Origin of the sequence: Blautia sp. AM47-4 (genome assembly GCF_003479865.1) — a bacterium.
In the GTDB taxonomy this organism is placed as follows: Bacteria; Bacillota; Clostridia; order Lachnospirales; family Lachnospiraceae; genus Fusicatenibacter; species Fusicatenibacter saccharivorans.
Genome location: NZ_QUHY01000017.1, coordinates 18,748 through 34,204, shown reverse-complemented (window position 1 = coordinate 34,204; position 15,457 = coordinate 18,748). Strand labels below are relative to the sequence as shown.

The 15,457-nt window shown below is 49.4% G+C and carries 16 protein-coding genes; 6 read left to right on the top strand and 10 right to left on the bottom strand.

The features are described from left to right. Positions 1-10: 10 nt before the first annotated feature. Positions 11-412, bottom strand: a complete 402-nt coding sequence (locus DW965_RS12025; RefSeq protein WP_022463182.1) for a hypothetical protein — start codon at positions 410-412, stop codon at positions 11-13. A 191-nt stretch (positions 413-603) separates the two neighbouring features. Here DW965_RS12025 and DW965_RS12020 point away from each other — a divergent pair, with 191 nt between their 5' ends. Genes DW965_RS12020 through DW965_RS20045 form a run of 3 tightly spaced genes read left to right on the top strand, consistent with a single transcriptional unit; the run spans position 604 to position 1,438 of the window. After that, complete coding sequence (locus tag DW965_RS12020; RefSeq protein ID WP_055264772.1) at positions 604-840, top strand: hypothetical protein; 237 nt, start codon at positions 604-606, stop codon at positions 838-840. Next, the gene (locus DW965_RS20050; protein ID WP_243036630.1) at positions 837-1,013 is read left to right on the top strand and encodes a hypothetical protein; all 177 of its coding nucleotides are present in this window, start codon (positions 837-839) and stop codon (positions 1,011-1,013) included. The genes DW965_RS12020 and DW965_RS20050 overlap by 4 nt, the downstream gene beginning before the upstream one ends. Continuing rightward, positions 989-1,438, top strand: coding sequence for an HAD family hydrolase (locus DW965_RS20045; protein ID WP_330421165.1), 450 nt, complete (start codon positions 989-991; stop codon positions 1,436-1,438). Before DW965_RS20050 ends, DW965_RS20045 begins: the two co-directional genes overlap by 25 nt. A gap of 48 nt (positions 1,439-1,486) precedes the next feature. Here DW965_RS20045 and DW965_RS20040 read toward each other — a convergent pair whose 3' ends face one another. The 9 genes from DW965_RS20040 to DW965_RS11975 all read right to left on the bottom strand — a co-directional run bounded on the left by DW965_RS20040 (position 1,487) and on the right by DW965_RS11975 (position 13,053). Further along, complete coding sequence (locus DW965_RS20040; protein WP_243036632.1) at positions 1,487-2,539, bottom strand: transglutaminase domain-containing protein; 1,053 nt, start codon at positions 2,537-2,539, stop codon at positions 1,487-1,489. Between the two features lie 137 nt (positions 2,540-2,676). After that, positions 2,677-4,023 carry a transglutaminase-like domain-containing protein gene (locus DW965_RS20035; protein WP_243036629.1) on the bottom strand — a complete coding sequence of 449 codons (1,347 nt, stop codon included), beginning with the start codon at positions 4,021-4,023 and terminating at the stop codon, positions 2,677-2,679. A 153-nt stretch (positions 4,024-4,176) separates the two neighbouring features. Beyond that, entirely contained in the window at positions 4,177-4,758 is a 582-nt protein-coding gene (locus DW965_RS22580; RefSeq protein WP_119188856.1) for a glycoside hydrolase family 18 protein, read from the bottom strand. Beyond that, positions 4,749-5,189: a glycosyl hydrolase family 18 protein gene (locus DW965_RS22575; protein WP_119188855.1), complete on the bottom strand. Its 441-nt coding sequence runs from the start codon at positions 5,187-5,189 to the stop codon at positions 4,749-4,751. The genes DW965_RS22580 and DW965_RS22575 overlap by 10 nt, the downstream gene beginning before the upstream one ends. Before the next feature lie 27 nt (positions 5,190-5,216). Further along, positions 5,217-6,515, bottom strand: a complete 1,299-nt coding sequence (locus DW965_RS11995) for an alpha-L-fucosidase (RefSeq protein ID WP_256372493.1) — start codon at positions 6,513-6,515, stop codon at positions 5,217-5,219. A 184-nt stretch (positions 6,516-6,699) separates the two neighbouring features. Next, positions 6,700-8,340, bottom strand: a complete 1,641-nt coding sequence (locus DW965_RS11990) for an extracellular solute-binding protein (protein ID WP_117814259.1) — start codon at positions 8,338-8,340, stop codon at positions 6,700-6,702. Between the two features lie 138 nt (positions 8,341-8,478). Continuing rightward, positions 8,479-9,408 (bottom strand): carbohydrate ABC transporter permease, encoded by a 930-nt coding sequence (locus DW965_RS11985; RefSeq protein ID WP_022463175.1) that lies wholly within the window; start codon positions 9,406-9,408, stop codon positions 8,479-8,481. Between the two features lie 14 nt (positions 9,409-9,422). Continuing rightward, on the bottom strand, positions 9,423-10,358 hold the full coding sequence (locus DW965_RS11980; protein WP_022463174.1) for an ABC transporter permease: 936 nt from the start codon (positions 10,356-10,358) through the stop codon (positions 9,423-9,425). A gap of 454 nt (positions 10,359-10,812) precedes the next feature. Beyond that, entirely contained in the window at positions 10,813-13,053 is a 2,241-nt protein-coding gene (locus tag DW965_RS11975) for a glycoside hydrolase family 3 N-terminal domain-containing protein (RefSeq protein ID WP_147398788.1), read from the bottom strand. Between the two features lie 242 nt (positions 13,054-13,295). On the opposite strand from DW965_RS11975, the gene DW965_RS11970 reads away from it, so the two are divergent. From DW965_RS11970 to DW965_RS11960, 3 genes are read left to right on the top strand one after another with little or no spacing between them, the layout of a single operon-like run. Further along, positions 13,296-14,363 carry a carbohydrate-binding family 9-like protein gene (locus DW965_RS11970; RefSeq protein ID WP_055221380.1) on the top strand — a complete coding sequence of 356 codons (1,068 nt, stop codon included), beginning with the start codon at positions 13,296-13,298 and terminating at the stop codon, positions 14,361-14,363. A gap of 51 nt (positions 14,364-14,414) precedes the next feature. Beyond that, the gene (locus DW965_RS11965; protein WP_119198422.1) at positions 14,415-15,047 is read left to right on the top strand and encodes a LacI family DNA-binding transcriptional regulator; all 633 of its coding nucleotides are present in this window, start codon (positions 14,415-14,417) and stop codon (positions 15,045-15,047) included. Then, positions 14,984-15,436, top strand: a complete 453-nt coding sequence (locus tag DW965_RS11960) for a substrate-binding domain-containing protein (protein WP_119198421.1) — start codon at positions 14,984-14,986, stop codon at positions 15,434-15,436. The genes DW965_RS11965 and DW965_RS11960 overlap by 64 nt, the downstream gene beginning before the upstream one ends. Positions 15,437-15,457: the final 21 nt, after the last annotated feature.

The following is a 15,457-nucleotide window of genomic DNA, read 5'->3' as shown; positions in this document are numbered from 1 at the left end:
CTCCTTTTTATCAGGTGTTTTTGATGAATTTTGTTCCGCATTTCGGGCAGCGGATCTCGATGTGGCCTTTTCCTTTCGGCACACGCACCTGCTGATGGCAGGACGGGCAGCGGAAGTAGCAGTGCTCTTTATCCTTGAATGCACGGGTTCCGCCTCGGAAGAATCCGACGACGCGGTTTTTCAGTTCCAGGAATTTCTGGTTTTCCGCATACCGTTTGGAATGGTTCTTGGACATAATGCGCACATCCGCCCAGACGATCAGGACGAGTGCCAGGGTGTAGATAAGGGAGCTCCGTACAACCGCTCCGAAAATCATCATGGCAACTGCCGCCCACATCATAAAATTGCCCAGCTGATCGATGCCGTAGCGGCCGTACATCAGGCGGGAAAGTTTTTCTTTCAGTTTATCCATTTTGTTCTCGTTTCTCCTTTTTCAAAGTATATGCCAATACTCTATCCCTTTTGAGGGAAAAAAGCAATCGAAAGCGCCATTAATTTTTTCTAAAAAATTCTTAAAACTTGCGGTGGATGTTTCTTTTCAACTGTGCTACACTTGGTTATGTTTCTTTATATTTTATTTTCAGTAAACGATCGGAGATTTTTATGAAACGACTCAAACAGATCGGCGCCCTTCTCTCCATCGCGGTCCTGATCGGATTCGGGCTTGGCGCCATGATTTTTGCGTTTATCGACACGCCGTTTGCACACAAGGCGCTGACGGTCTGCCTCTACTGTGCAATTACCGCACCAGTGCTCATCTATGCCATGATGCTGGTTGCCAAGGTTCTGTCGCACCGCGATGAGAACGACAAATCAGACAAAGGAGAAAAACAGTCATGATTGATACCATTATTTTTGATGTAGGCCGCGTACTCGTCAACTGGGACTACGAGTCCTATCTGAAACGCTTTGCTTTCGGTCCGGAAAAGACGAAAGCAATCGCCGCCGCAACCTCGAAGGCCCTTACTGGCGCCAGTTCGACCGCGGAATTCTCACACCGGAGGAGATTGTAAAAGGATTCTGCTCCCTCGCCCCGGAATACACCGAAGAAATCAAAGAGGTTTTCGCCCACTGCGAGGAAACCATCACCCCGCTGCCGTATGCAGAAAGCTGGGTACGCTCCTTAAAAGAAAAAGGCTACCGCCTCTACATCCTCTCCAACTACTCCGGAGACCTCTTCGAGCGCACCAAAGAGAAAATGCCCTTCCTCCCCTACATGGACGGAACCCTCTTCTCCTACACCTGCCATTTAACAAAACCGGAACCGGAGATCTACCAGCACCTGATCCAGAAATTCTCCCTCACCCCGGACCGCTGCGTATTCCTCGACGACACCAAAGCAAACGTCGAGGCCGCAGAGCAGGCAGGGATTCATGGAATTCATTTTATGGGATATGAAGATGGCGTAGCACAGTTGAAAAAACTGGGCGTTCTTTAAAAAAACAGGCTGCCGCATTCGTGCGTCAGCCTGTTTTTTAGTATTAACTTACGCTTTCGCCGCCTCTTCCATCAGCCGCAGCATCAGTCCGACGCTGCCGACGTTATATCCGGCATAAGCGCGTCCGCCGATGTTTCCCGGCAATGCGAGGATCAGCAGTGGGAGTTTTTCTGCATCGATTCCCATTTTTTCGGCGATCGCCGGGGCGTCGTCGGATGGGTCGAGGTAGAGGGACATGTTGTGGATTGCTGCGCGGGCTTTCTGGAAAGTCGTGTTTTCCAGGTCGGCTTTCGTGCGGAGCACGGCTGCCATGGCAGCGTCTTTTGCATTCCACTTCTCTGCGATTTCGATCAGCTCATTCAGAACATGCTCGGTCGGCTCCTCTCCGGTTCCGAGGAAGGCCAGAAGGATCGGGCCGTCTTTGGTGAGATCGTTCAGGGTATGCGCCTTTCCATCCAGATCCTCCAGCGTGATCTCCGGCAGTTCGATGTGCTCTAACAGCTCATCCAGCTCCTTTTTCACGGTTTCCAGATAAATCTCTTTTGCTTCTCCCGCCTTCAGTTCAAACACGCGGTATGCGGCATGCTGGTCACCGTTCGGCATACGCATACTTGTAATCAGACGATAGCAGCCCGGCTCCAGGGTCAGAGCCAGTGTTTTGCCATTGAATGCGGTTTCTTCGTAATTCAGCGTCTCAAACACCGTTCCATTCCACTTTCCGATAGTCCACGTCTGATAGTATTTCCATGCGCTTCCATCCTCCGCACGCAGTGTCAGAACCGCACTTTCCGTTTCCTCCTTCAAAACAGCTGCTTCTGTTTCCACACTGTGGAATTCCCCATCACGGTAATACTCCGGCTCCAGTGTCACCGGATTCAGTCTTGCCGCTACATTGAGACTCCGGCAGATTGCCACAAACAGAATCTTCTGCGCCAGAGGACTTCCCTGTTTCATCGTAAGGACGCCGACCGGTGTTGCCATGATCGTGTCATACTCTTCTTCTGCATGGAAGGTAATATTCTTCTTAAGATAATCCAGAATCCGTTCCGGCTGCTCCGCAAAGCTGTGTTTTGTCTCTTCCTCAAAAAATCCGCGGATCACGCTCCGATATGGCGTCAGCTCCTCGAGGAAAATACGCGGGCAAAGAAGATCCTTCCTGAAAATCTCCTCTGGAAGATCCCCCTGCTCACAGTCGAGATGATCCTCTAAAACGGATGCCTTCAAGTCCTTCGCATCCTTTAATGCCAGCGAAAACAGCAGCTTCTTCCGGTTCGGATTTTCATCTTTGGAAAGGAATGTATAAACCTCCTCAAAATTCTCTCCTGCCCGGTGGAAAATCTCTTCCGCTTCCGGATACGCAGCAGCTTTTTTCTCATCAAGCATGCTGCAAACCGTGCCTTCCGAAGCCGTTCCGCCTCTGCCATCCGTGCCGCATTGCGCTCCTTCTGCTCCTTTGTGGCAACGACATTCCGTACCGGCACCTCCTTCGGTGCCCGGATTTCCAGCGTCTGCCACGTATCATCCGCTGACGGAACCGCCTCTTCCTGCAGCACCAGTTCCAGCGAATCTTCCTCCTCTATCCTCATCATGGCTTCTGCCCGGCGTATTCCGTCAAATGCCCGTACCCGGATATCGCCAAGGCCAAGTGTCATCTGAACTTCTCCGTCCGCATCCGCAATCATCACTGCAGCCGGGAAAAACTCTGCCATATTCAGGATTTCAACCGCAATATGCGCTCCTGCAGCCGGTTTTCCATTCTCATCCTTCACAAGAATCTTCACCAGCTTCGTTCTGCCATAAAAATCTGTATGGTTAAAGTAGTACAGCGCTCCTTCTTTTCCAAGATACTCCTCGTTACTTTCCTTCACATAATCCGAAAAGTTCCGCGTATGAATCAGAATTGCCCGATTCGCCGGACCCGAGAACCAGCCGGTATCCAGCACTTCTTCCGGCTCACAGGCGCCAAGGAAATGCCACTCGCCGTCCACAAACACCTCAACCCATGCATGATTGTCATCACAGTGCGCCCATCTTGGTGTATAGACCTGCCGCGCCGCAATACCGACACTCCGATACGCCGTAACTGCAAACGTTGACTCCTCGCCGCAGCGTCCCTTTCCGCTCCGATACATCGTCATCGGAGATGCCGTTCTGCTGTCCGTCGCCTCATACGTTGCATGCTCCGCACACCAGTAATTAATCTCCAGAATTGCCTCCCAAAGACTCATTCCGGCTACACGCCCCATAATCTGCTCGTAAAAAAACGGTCTGCAGTCCGTAATATCCTCGGAATTGATCCGGTCATACAGCACATAATTTACAAACACATCCTCCGGCAGTTCCTTACACCATGCCACCTTCTCCCGCAGCATCAGCGCATGCTTCACGTACGAAAGAAAAAGGTTAAATCCATATTCTCCCGCATCCCTTACCGGCATCGTACCATACAGAAACTTCATCAGCACAACCTCTTCTTCACTGCACTGTTTCAATTTTTCTTCGATAACAGGCATCACCGGAGCCAGAAGCTCTCTCCGTCCCTCAAATTTTTCCGTTGCATATTTTTTCAAATTTTCTGAGATCATGATTCTATCTATCCCTTTCTCTTTTTTCCTATCCGTCTCCACAACGTACATCCGCCCACCGGCGGCAGACGCCATGTGAAAAAGGATTCCTTGCGATTTTTCAGGAACACCGGAGCGAGGAGCCTTTTCACATACCGGCTGTGGGTCACTACGCTACATATTTTTCTTTATAAATGAAAGTAATTCTCCGCTGGGATCGCATTTATACTCCCAGAACATAATGCCCCCCATGCCCTTTTCTTTCAGGTACGCAATTTTCACCCCAAGTGACTCGCAGTCCTCATAGCTGATAAATGTTTCCCCGTCAAACAGATACGGAACCTTTGCCTGCTCATCCCAATACCGGATAAATCCCCTCTTTCCGATCCAGCTCTCTTTGAGCTCGCCATAGTCACCGCCATATCCTCCGACCGTCTCTGCTTCCATTCCAAGCCCGTTGCGGCATCCGGCGCCTTTTACTCCATCCCATTTTCTGGAATAAAACGGTACGCCAAGAATCAGCTTCTCCATTGGAACGCCTGCATTTACAAAACCGTTCACTGCCTTCTGCACACATGCATCAAACAAATTTCCCTCACTGTGATACAGCGCCGCATGATGTCCCGTCACCTTCTGGAAACCGCCCTGCAGATCATACGTCATCAGCTGCACATAATCCAGATACCGGGAGGCCTCCTTCATATCTGTCTGCAGTGCAAAGTAAACATCTCCGCCGACTGCTGTCGTTACAAGCATGCCTTCTCTGTACGCGTCCAGTGTCTTCCGAGCTCCGCCAGAAGCAGCGTATAATTCTCTTTATCCGATCTGTCCGACGCAATTCCTGCCAGCGATGTGCCCGGATACTCCCAGTCAATGTCAATGCCGTCCAGACCATACTCCTTCACAATTGCAAGTGCACTCGCAGCAAACCGCTCTCTTCCCTCTTTTGTTCTTGCAGCCTGGGAAAAGCCGTCTGCTCCCCAGCCGCCTACGGACAATACAATCTTCAGCTCCGGGTTGCTTTTCCGAATGGATACTATTCCATCCCGTGCATCCTTTGCATCCCATACAACTTCTCCGTCCCGGATCAGACCAAATGCAATATTGATCACGGTAAGTGCCCGCACATCCTCTTCTCGCATATGATTTAAATCCGCCGTATTTACATAGCCAATTATTCTCTTCATCTCATAAGCTCCTCTGTCCGAATCGTTTTACTCATTAAATGTTACGACTTCCCCGTGTCCCAGATTGTAGGTGATCTCATCCTCAAGCTCCACCTTCACAACCGTTGCAAACGGATGAATGCTCATCTCTCCGGCCCAGATCCAGAGCGTTCCCGGAATGCCGCTCCATGGAAGTGAACCTGTGTAGGAGAACCGGAGCTCCTCTCCCGTATGCAGAACCGTCACCCTTTTTACCGGTGTTTTAATGCCTTTCACACACAGTGTCTCCTGCGGCTTATCATAGACGAAAAGATACATCGTCTTCTTATCCGCCGAAATCGTGCTTCCGCCGAGGAAATGATTGTAATCCAGTCCTTTTTCTGTTCCAAATACCGCTTCCTTATGGTCATGAATCCATCCGCCCAGATCCAGAAGAACTTTCTCCTGGCGTTCATCCAGCGTTCCGTCCTCCTTCGGTCCGATATCCAGCAGCATTCTTCCTCCAAGGGTGATACAGTCGCAGAACATGCGCACAATCTGACCGCTGCTCTTGTAATCATTGTCCGATGGACGATATCCCCAGGAATCGTTGATTGTCGTACAGAATTCCCACTCGCCTTTCGGTCCGTACAGCGGAATTCCCTGCTCCGGTGTCTCATAATCTCCATAGCCCTGCATTCTCGAATTCAATACAACGTTCGGATTCAGGGTATGCAGATATTCCCTGAATTCCGGCATCTTCCACTGTGCCGCGCTCCGTTCCCAGTCACCATCAAACCATAAAAGATCCACCGTTCCGTAATTTGACATCAGTTCTTTTAACTGATGATTGTTGAATTCCAGAAACTCCTGCCATTTCTCCGGCTCCTCCTCTTTTCCGGCCGGGGAACCATAGATATCGTTCAGACAGTCTTCTTTTTTCATTCCTTCCGGGTAAACCGTGCGGTACCGCGGATCCGACCAGTCGATCAGCGAATAATAAAGGCCGACCTTCAGACCTGCCTCACGCATGGCAGCTGTATACTCTTTTACAAGGTCGCGCGCTGCCGGTGTTTTCTTCACAACACTTAAATCACTGTATCCGGTATCAAACAGTGCCACGCCGTCATGGTGCTTCGCTGTCATAACCACGTACTGCGCACCTGCTTTTTGAAACAGCTCCGCCCATTTTTTCGCATCAAACTTCGATGCTGTAAAGCCTTCACACTGTTTCATGTAATCTTCATAAGAAATATTTCCGTTGTGGAACGACCATGACTCTGACACATCACCCACCGCATAAATCCCATAATGGATAAAAATGCCCAGCTTCGCGTTCCGAAACCAGTCCTGCATCATCTCTTCCAGCTCCTCCTTTTTTTGTACTCCCGGATTAAAAGACTCCGGGCATAGCTTTTTTATCCGATCTAATTACCCCTTTATTGTTTCTTCCCATTATATCAGTTCTTGCCCAAAAAGAAAGGCATATTACCGTTTTACACTGTAATATGCCTTTTTTCACGCCACAGGAAATATCGTTACCTTTTCCTGTTTATTTCGCGATTTCCTCGATACCCTGAGTTGCTACCCAGTCCTCAAGTCCCAGAGAGTACATACCGTCTACATAAGCCTGCCAGTCAGCATCGTTGTCAATGTCAAGCTCGCCGCATACGAACTGCGCCTGCTGCTGCTCAAAGAAATCTTTGATTGCTGTGTTCGTATCAGAGAAGGTATCAATTTTATCCAAGTCAATCCAGTAGGACGGAATAATTTCTTTGGTCAGATTTGCCTCATAAGCTTCCTCTGTTGCTTTTTTCTCATCATACATCGGATGCTCTTCTACAAACTCGAAGTCTGCCGGCAGATATTTCGGCAGAGACTGCGGCCACAGATTGCCCCAGGAATATTTTTCCTGATCTTCCTCAGACAGTGTGGTGGTGTCAATCGCATGGTATCCGTCATCCTCTTTGTTTACAATCACACCAACCGGTCCTCTGTTGCAGCCGATGCCGTTCTCCAGTGCGAATGCATTGTCAAACCAGCGGCAGATGATTTCCGGATGCTCTGCCTTGTTTGTGATGACAGCCTGGGTTCTGTATACGCTGAAGCCTTCCGTATCGCGCAGCCAGATTCCGTCTTTGTCTGTGTTCAGAACAGGCATGGAGTCGAAATCGCCTCTTTCCTCTGCAGCCGGGATTCCGGTAAACTCTCCGCTTCCGTATGCGATGGAAACGCCGTACAGGTCCTGATTTCCTTTACCTTCCCATGTGGAGCTGTCCTGTGTGTAAAGCTCTACGTCTACGAGTCCTTCTGCATACAGTTTGTGGAACCAGGAAAGGAACTCACGGTATGTATCGCTGACACCGCCGTAAACAACCTTTTCATTCTGGATTGCAATACCAAGTTTGTTCATCGGAAGTCCGAAGTAACCGGCCATAGCCTCGATATGTTTGTTGTTCGGGTCGGTAGAGAACGGGATTTCATCGGAAGCGTCACCGTTGCCGTTTGCATCCTGCTCTTTGAAGGCTTTCAAGACTGCCTCAAACTCGTCTGTAGTGGTCGGCATGCTCATGCCAACATTCTCCAGCCATTTCGTATTGATGTATGGGCTGTATCCAACGGTTGAATCGGCGCATACGTACGGAATTGTGTAGATGTGTCCGTCCGGTGCTGTCATTTTTTCTCTTACACCCGGCAGATCCAGGATCGCAGAAATGTTCGGGCAATATTTCTCAAAATAATCTTCCAGCGGAATGAATACGCCCTGGTTTACACCATAGGTCAGGATTGCATTGTCGCTTAAGGTCCATCCGCCGATCACATCCGCGTAATCTCCGGAGTTCAGATCCAGATTCAGTCTCTCCGTTGCTGTTTCGTATGGATAAATTTTCAGGTCAACGTCTACATTGGTCTGTTTTTTGAACTCATCGAGCATGATAAACTCGCCGGATTCGCTGGAATCATCGCAGAAGATAGAGAAGGTGTAATCTCCCTCGTCTACCAGCGGAAGACCTTCCTGATACATAATGCCGTTTACTTTTCCGTCCTCATCCACGGTGTCGTTTGCTGCGGATGCTGCGGATGCTGCAGAAGCACTCTTTGCCGAGCTGCTTCCATTATCACTTCCACATCCGGTAAACATAGATGCCACCATTACTGCAGTTAAAACTGCTGCGACTGCTTTTCTTTTCATGATTTTTCCCTCCTGTGTTGTTCCGGCGGCATTTTCCCGCCGGAAGCGCTTTTGCCTGTCCGTTGTCCGGACTCTTTATTTACATACCGCCGTTTCCCGTGCGGCAGATAAATCGTTAAAAAAACTTCTTCTTGTAAATCAACCCTTCATGGATCCGATCATAACACCCTTTACAAAGTGCTTCTGCACCAGTGGGTACATAACCAGAACCGGGATACTGCTGATGATGATCAGCGAGTATTTCATAACGTCGATCAGCTGCTGTTTTTCCTGCAGTGCTGCTCTTGCTGCCGCAGTTGTTGCTGTCTGGGACAGCGCGGTCTGGTTCGTGATCAGGATGTTACGCAGAACCAGCTGCAACGGATACTTTGCTTTGTCCGAAATATAAACGAGTGCTGAGAAGTATGAGTTCCAGTGACCGACACCATAGTACAGAACCAGAATTGCGATGATCGCTTTGGAAAGCGGAAGTGCAATCTGGAAAAAGAATCTCGCCTGGGTGCAGCCGTCAATTTCAGCTGCCTCATACAGCTCTTCCGAAATGTTCGACTTGAAGAAGGTTCTTGCCACGATCATGTTGTATACGCTTAAGCATCCCGGAAGAATCAGTGCCCAGATCGTGTTCAGCATCTGCAGTCTCTGAATAACCAGATAGGTAGGGATCAGACCGCCGCCGAAGAACATGGTGATCAGGTAAAAAATGGTGATCGGTTTCTTTCCGGAGAAATTGCTTCTGGAAAGTGCATATGATGTCGGAAGCGTTACGATCAGGTTGACCATGACACCGCAGAAGGTGATGATCAGGGAGTTTAAAAAGCCTCTCATAACCTGGTCGTTTTTAAATACTTCTGCGTAGCCCTTCAGGGTAAATCCGATCGGGTGAAGCAGTACTTTACCACTCGATACGGCGCTTGGCGCACTGATGGATGAAATGATAACCCAGTACAGCGGATATGCCACAACAAACAGAACCAGCGTCAGGATAATGAAGCAGGCTGCGTCAAAAACGACGTCCTCTTTGCAGCGTTTTATTTTCTTTTTTGTCACTGCGGTATTTTCTTTACTCATGTTTTTGTTTCCTCCTACCACAGGCTGTTGCCCGAAAGTTTATCAGATATCGTATTGACAATGATCAGCATAACCATGTTTACGATGGTGTTGAACAGACCGATTGCTGAAGAATACGACATATCGTTGTTGATCAGACCGACCTTATAGACGTAGGTGGAAATGATCTCGGATACACTGGCATTCAGGTTGTTCTGCAGAAGGAAGGCTTTTTCGAAGCCGACGGAAAGAATGCTTCCGCAGTTCATAATCAGAAGAATGGTCGCGGTCGGCATGATCAGCGGAAGGTCGATGTGACGGATCAGCTGTAATTTCGTTGCGCCGTCTACCTTTGCCGCCTCATGCAGCTCCGGGCTGATGCCGGCGAGTGCTGCGAAGTAAATAACAGAGCTCCATCCTGTACTCTGCCATACGCCGGTCCACACATAAATGTGTCTCCAGTAGGCTTTTTTCGCCATGAAGTTGACCGCCGGAATTCCGATTGCTTCCAGTACGTGGTTGATAACACCGACGGACGGAGACAGGAACAGAATGATCATACCACACATAACTACGGTGGAAATGAAGTTCGGCGCGTAGGTGACGGTCTGGATCACTTTCCGGTATCTCTTATGGCGGAAGGAGTTCAGCATCAGTGCCAGGATGATCGGAATCGGGAATGATACAACCAGTCCGTACAGACTCAGGATCAATGTGTTCTTGATGGTGGAAGCAAAGTATGGAGAGTTGAAGAATCTCTCAAAGTAGTACATGCCTACCCACGGGCTCTTTGTGATTCCGGCTGTCGCATTAAAGCGGCGGAACGCGATCTGTACACCATACATCGGAATGTAGCTGAAGATGAATGTCAGGATTACGCCCGGAACACAGAAAAGCCAAAGCGAGATGTCTCTCTTAAAGGCGCGGATGGTGCGGCCTTTTTTCTTTGCTTTTGTTGGTTTCTCTTTCATTTCTCTCTTGTCCTCCCTTTTAAAGGTTTCGTGTTTTCCTTGATTGGAGCATCCCTTGTCGTGAACATTTTGAACATTTTGCTTTCGCATCATCCTCGCATGCTGCTTCTTTTTTGTACAACTGCCACAATCAAATCTGTTATTTAAGATTTATCCAACACTGTTTTGATGAATTTATTTTACATTTTGTTTCCTTATTTGTCAATTAATTTTTGAACACAAATATTATTTTGTTACTTTTACGCAATTTAAACCGATACTTTTTAAGCACTTTTCCCATAAATTCTCCTGTTTTTCCCTTTGTTTTTCGTTTCACGGCATCGGAGCATACGATCCATTTATATTTTTATCCATTTTTTGCAAACAAAAAGAAGGAAGCTATGTTTCTTTATTTTGTAATATAGTTTCCTTCTTTGTTCATTTTTATTATATTTTTATGTTTTTTCGTCCGTTCTTACATTTCCGTCACGTTTCCAGTCCACCATTTCTCTGCTCCATCTTCAAGCATCAGCTCGTACTCATGGCAGATGACCTCTGGTTTTCCCGGAATCTGGACAAAATTCAGCTCCTCTTTTGTAAGATGGAACACAGCTTCTTTTTTCTCTCCCGGTGCAAGTGCAATTCTCGTAAAGGCTTTCAGCTCTTTGATTCTTGCCACAACGCCGCCGGAACGTTTCCGCACATACAGGCACGGAACGGAAGTTCCGGCCATATTTCCGGTATTTTCCACGGTAAAGGAAACAGAAATACCATTTTCTTCTTTTGTTACGGAAACATCACTGCCGGTAAACGTTGTGTAGGATCTTCCTTCTCCGAAGGTATGCAGCGGCTGGCTTGTCATATCACAGTACGCCGGGGCAACGGAAGTCCGATAATTGTAGCATACCGGGATCTGTCCCACGTGGCGTGGCATAGAAACCGGAAGACGGCCGGACGGATTGCTGCTTCCATAGAGAAGCTCAGCAACTGCCCTGCCTCCCATCGGTCCCGGGTAGAATGCATATAAAACGGCATCGGAAGCATTTTCGATCTTCTCGATACAGTATGCTCTTCCGGCAATTACAACCGTTACCAGTGGTTTGCCAAGGCGGGCAAGTGCTGCAATCAGTTCTTCCTGCGCGGCCGGAATGTGAACCTTCGCGGTGTCCATTCCCTCGCCGCAGTCCATCGAACGGCTGCCCGTTCCCTTCGAGGCTGCTCCGTTTGCATCGAACACAGCTCCTCCAAACCGTGAGGAGGAACCGCCGACAACGGCCACGATCACATCGCTTTCTTCTGCAAGTGCCATCGCTTTTGCTTTTTCATGCTCATCCGCCTCGGAAAAACCGGACCCCATCGCATAAGAGACTTTCACGCCATCCGGTGCTTCCTGCTTCATGCCCTGCAGAACCGTGACGCACTCGCTTTCCGGCACCGGCGGAGTATAATCGCCGAGCATACAGTAACGGTCTGCCGCATGGTAGCCGATCACTGCTACTTTTTTATATTTCTTTGCAAGCGGAAGCACCGTCTTTTCATTTTTCAGAAGCACAGCAGACTCCCGCGCCAGTGCAAGAGATACCTCCGGGATGCCGGCTTCTTCCGGGGAAAGCATGTTTTCTTCCATATAAGGATGCTCGAACAGACCTTTTTCAAATTTCAGTTTCAGAACGCGGAGCACCGCCTCATCGATCTGGCTCTCCTCCAGAAGTTCCTGATCAACCGCCTCACCGAGACGGCCAAAGGCTTCATCCCACAGGCTCACATCAACACCGGCCTTTCTTGCCGCAACGGCTGCATGCAGCGTATCCCCCTCTGTGTTTTTCAGGAAATCGACAGCCAGTCCGTCTGCCATCACAATGCCGTCAAAGCCCATCTCACCGCGCAGTACATCGCGAAGCAGCCATGCATTTCTGTGGCAGTACACGCCGTCGATCTCGTTATACGCCGCCATGATTCCTTCCACACCGGCTTCGCAGCACGCTTTTGCAGACGGAAAATGGATTTCACGCAGCTCACGCTCCCCGATTCTCGCCGCACTCGCATTCACACCTCCGGTCGTCTCGCCCTGGGCGCAGAAATGTTTTGCCACGCTGCCGACGCCGGTCGACTGCATGCCGGTCACGGCTGCTTTTGCCATTGCGGCTGCAAGGCATGGGTCCTCAGAGTAGCACTCTTCACTTCTTCCCCATCTCGGATCACGCGCCATATCAAGTGCCGACATCAGCGCCAGCTCCACATGACCGCTCTTTAACTGCTTTCCGCATGCCTTGTAGCCTTCCGAAAGAAGCGCCGGATCAAACGTTGCTCCGGCAGCCAGGTTGACCGGAAGCAGACCTCCTCCGAGTGCCTGATGGCCATGGGGGCACTCGCTGCTCATCATCATCGGAATGCCGAGGCGGGAATGTTCCATGACGTAGTGCTGTACCATATTGTAGGCTTTCGCGGAGAGTTCCGGCACGATTCCGGTCTTCTCGTCCTTATCTGCCCACGGGTCGGCACGGTACAGGCCGTACAGAACCCCCAGTCCGCCCATGCGCTCTACTTCTTCTTTGAATTCGTCGGTCAGGGTAAATTCCTCTCCCTGCCGCTCATAGATCCGGAATCCGTACAGACGCTGATTGAGCTGTCCCACTTTTTCCTTTAATGTCATCCTTCCCAGAAGATCCTTTGCTCTCTCTTCCGGTGAAAGGGCTGTATTCTGATATGCTTCCATCTGATTTTCCTCCTTATATGCTTTCTGCCCGGCCGTTTTCTTCCTGCCGGTGTATTTTTGATCTGTTTCCCCCAAAATTCTCTTATGAAACGGCTTTATTGTATCTCATTTTTTTACTTTTGTCCACAATAAGTTATATTTCGTTCATTTTTGTTCATTTTTCATGTTGAAATTTATTACTTTTAGTGTTATGATACCTTTCGCTACTAAATTTTGCAAATTACAAAGGGAGGTTTTTACTTATGAGCAAAAACATCACGATTCCGGTTCCGGCTGTCCCGTTTGCACCGCCAGTTTATACCTGCCACCGCGCAAAAAAAGAGTTCCATCTGGACGGAAATATCAACAAACCATTCTGGGAGGACGCACCGTATACCGATGAATTTCTGGATATCCAGGGCAGCCACATGCCGCTTCCGCGTTTTGTCACCCGCGCAAAAATGCTCTGGGATGATGAAAATCTTTACGTTGCTGCCGACCTTGCCGGCGATGAAATCTGGGGTCATTTAACAGAACGCGATTCTGTCATCTACTTTGACAACGATTTCGAGATCTTCGTTGACCCGGATTCCGATACGTACCATTACTATGAATTTGAAATGAACGTTCTGAACACGGTATGGGATCTGTTTCTCGCAGAGCCGTACCGCGACGGCGGCAGCGGCCTCAATGGCTACGATATGCACGGCCTTCGCACCGCTGTCCATGTGGACGGTTCCATCAACGATCCTTCCGCTGAAAACAAAGGCTGGAGTGTTGAGGTTGTGATTCCGTTCTCCGCTCTCTACGAATACCAGAAAGAGCGCCGCGCACCGAAAAACGGAGAATTTTACCGTATGAACTTCTCCCGTGTGCAGTGGAATGTGGATGTCAAGGACAACACTTACGTAAAACGCACCGATGAAAACGGAAATGTTCTCCCGGAAGACAACTGGGTATGGGCTCCGACCGGCGTCATCAATATTCATTATCCGGAGCTGTGGGCTTTCGTCTTCTTCTCCGAGGACCGCGAGGATGCTCCATGCGACAGCACCATTCCGGAGGACGAGTATCGCAAATGGGAGCTCCGCAAGCTGTATTACGCAGAAAATATTCTGTTTGAGACAACCGGCTCCTACAGCAGCAGCCTCGATGAACTGCAGAAAACGCTGGATGCGTATGCACCGAACGACTGGAATAAATCTGTAAAAGATCTTGGATATACCATTGAAACCACCAGCCGTACGTACCTGATTTCCTGTCCGAGTGCCGATCGTGCACATCTCCTCCTTCTGTATTCCAACGGAAAGGTTGAAAAAATTACACTTTAAGCGTATAATATCGGTTAGTAGTTAAAATTTGTAACAGGATCGGTTGAAACTATGAAAAAAGTCACTTTACAGGAAATTGCAAATTCCCTGGGCATCTCCCGGACCACCGTCTGGAAGGTGTTCAGCGGACACGAAGGTGTCTCCGATTCCCTGCGCACCAAGGTCATCGCCAAAGCCCAGGAGCTTGGCTATGCCATCCCGGAAGATTTTCAATATCCTTCCAGCGCGGAGGAGACCACGCCGGTCAACATTGCAGTTGCCGTCTGCAGACCGGAAACCTCACTTTTCTGGATGACCATCATCCACCAGATTGCAAAAGTATTTTCAACACACAATGTCAATCTCGTTTACACGTATCTTCCGACTTCGGCGGATAAAACGTATTTTCTCCCGCCCACACTTACAAACGGAAGCGTCCACGGCATCATTGTTCTGAACGTGTACAACGAACGTCTTCTGCGTCTGCTCGCAGAGACACAGATTCCCAAAGTGTTCCTGGACACTTCCTCCCTCGTATCCCCGGATGAACTGAACGGCGATCTTCTCCTGATGGAGAGCCGGAACAGCGTCCGCAATATTACCGCCCATCTTCTCGAGAAGGATGCACTCTTCCGGGCTTCATGGGTGATATCGGCTACGCACAGTCCAACCGCGAACGCTATGAGGGCTTCTGCCAGGCACTGATGGATGCCGGAAAAACACCGAATCCTTCTCTTTGCCTGACCACACCGCTTGGGATTGACTCCTACCGCGAGGAAATCGATTCTTTCCTTTCCTCCCTTTCCCGCATGCCGGACGCTTTTGTCTGCGCCAGCGACTACGTTGCCTGTATTCTGATGCAGCTTCTTGAAAAGCGGGGACTGCGCGTGCCGGAGGACGTTGCCGTATCCGGCTTTGACAACAATATCGAGGATCTTCTGGCAGAAAATCTGACTACCGTTCAGGTCTTCAATGAGGAGCTCGGCTCCCGCCTGGCGCTTCAGATTCTTTACCGGATCAAATATCCGCACACGCCGCATGAAGTCACGTATCTGGAATCCAAAGTTCTGTACCGCGCTTCCACCGGCGACTGATGCATCCGTTTTTTGATTTTG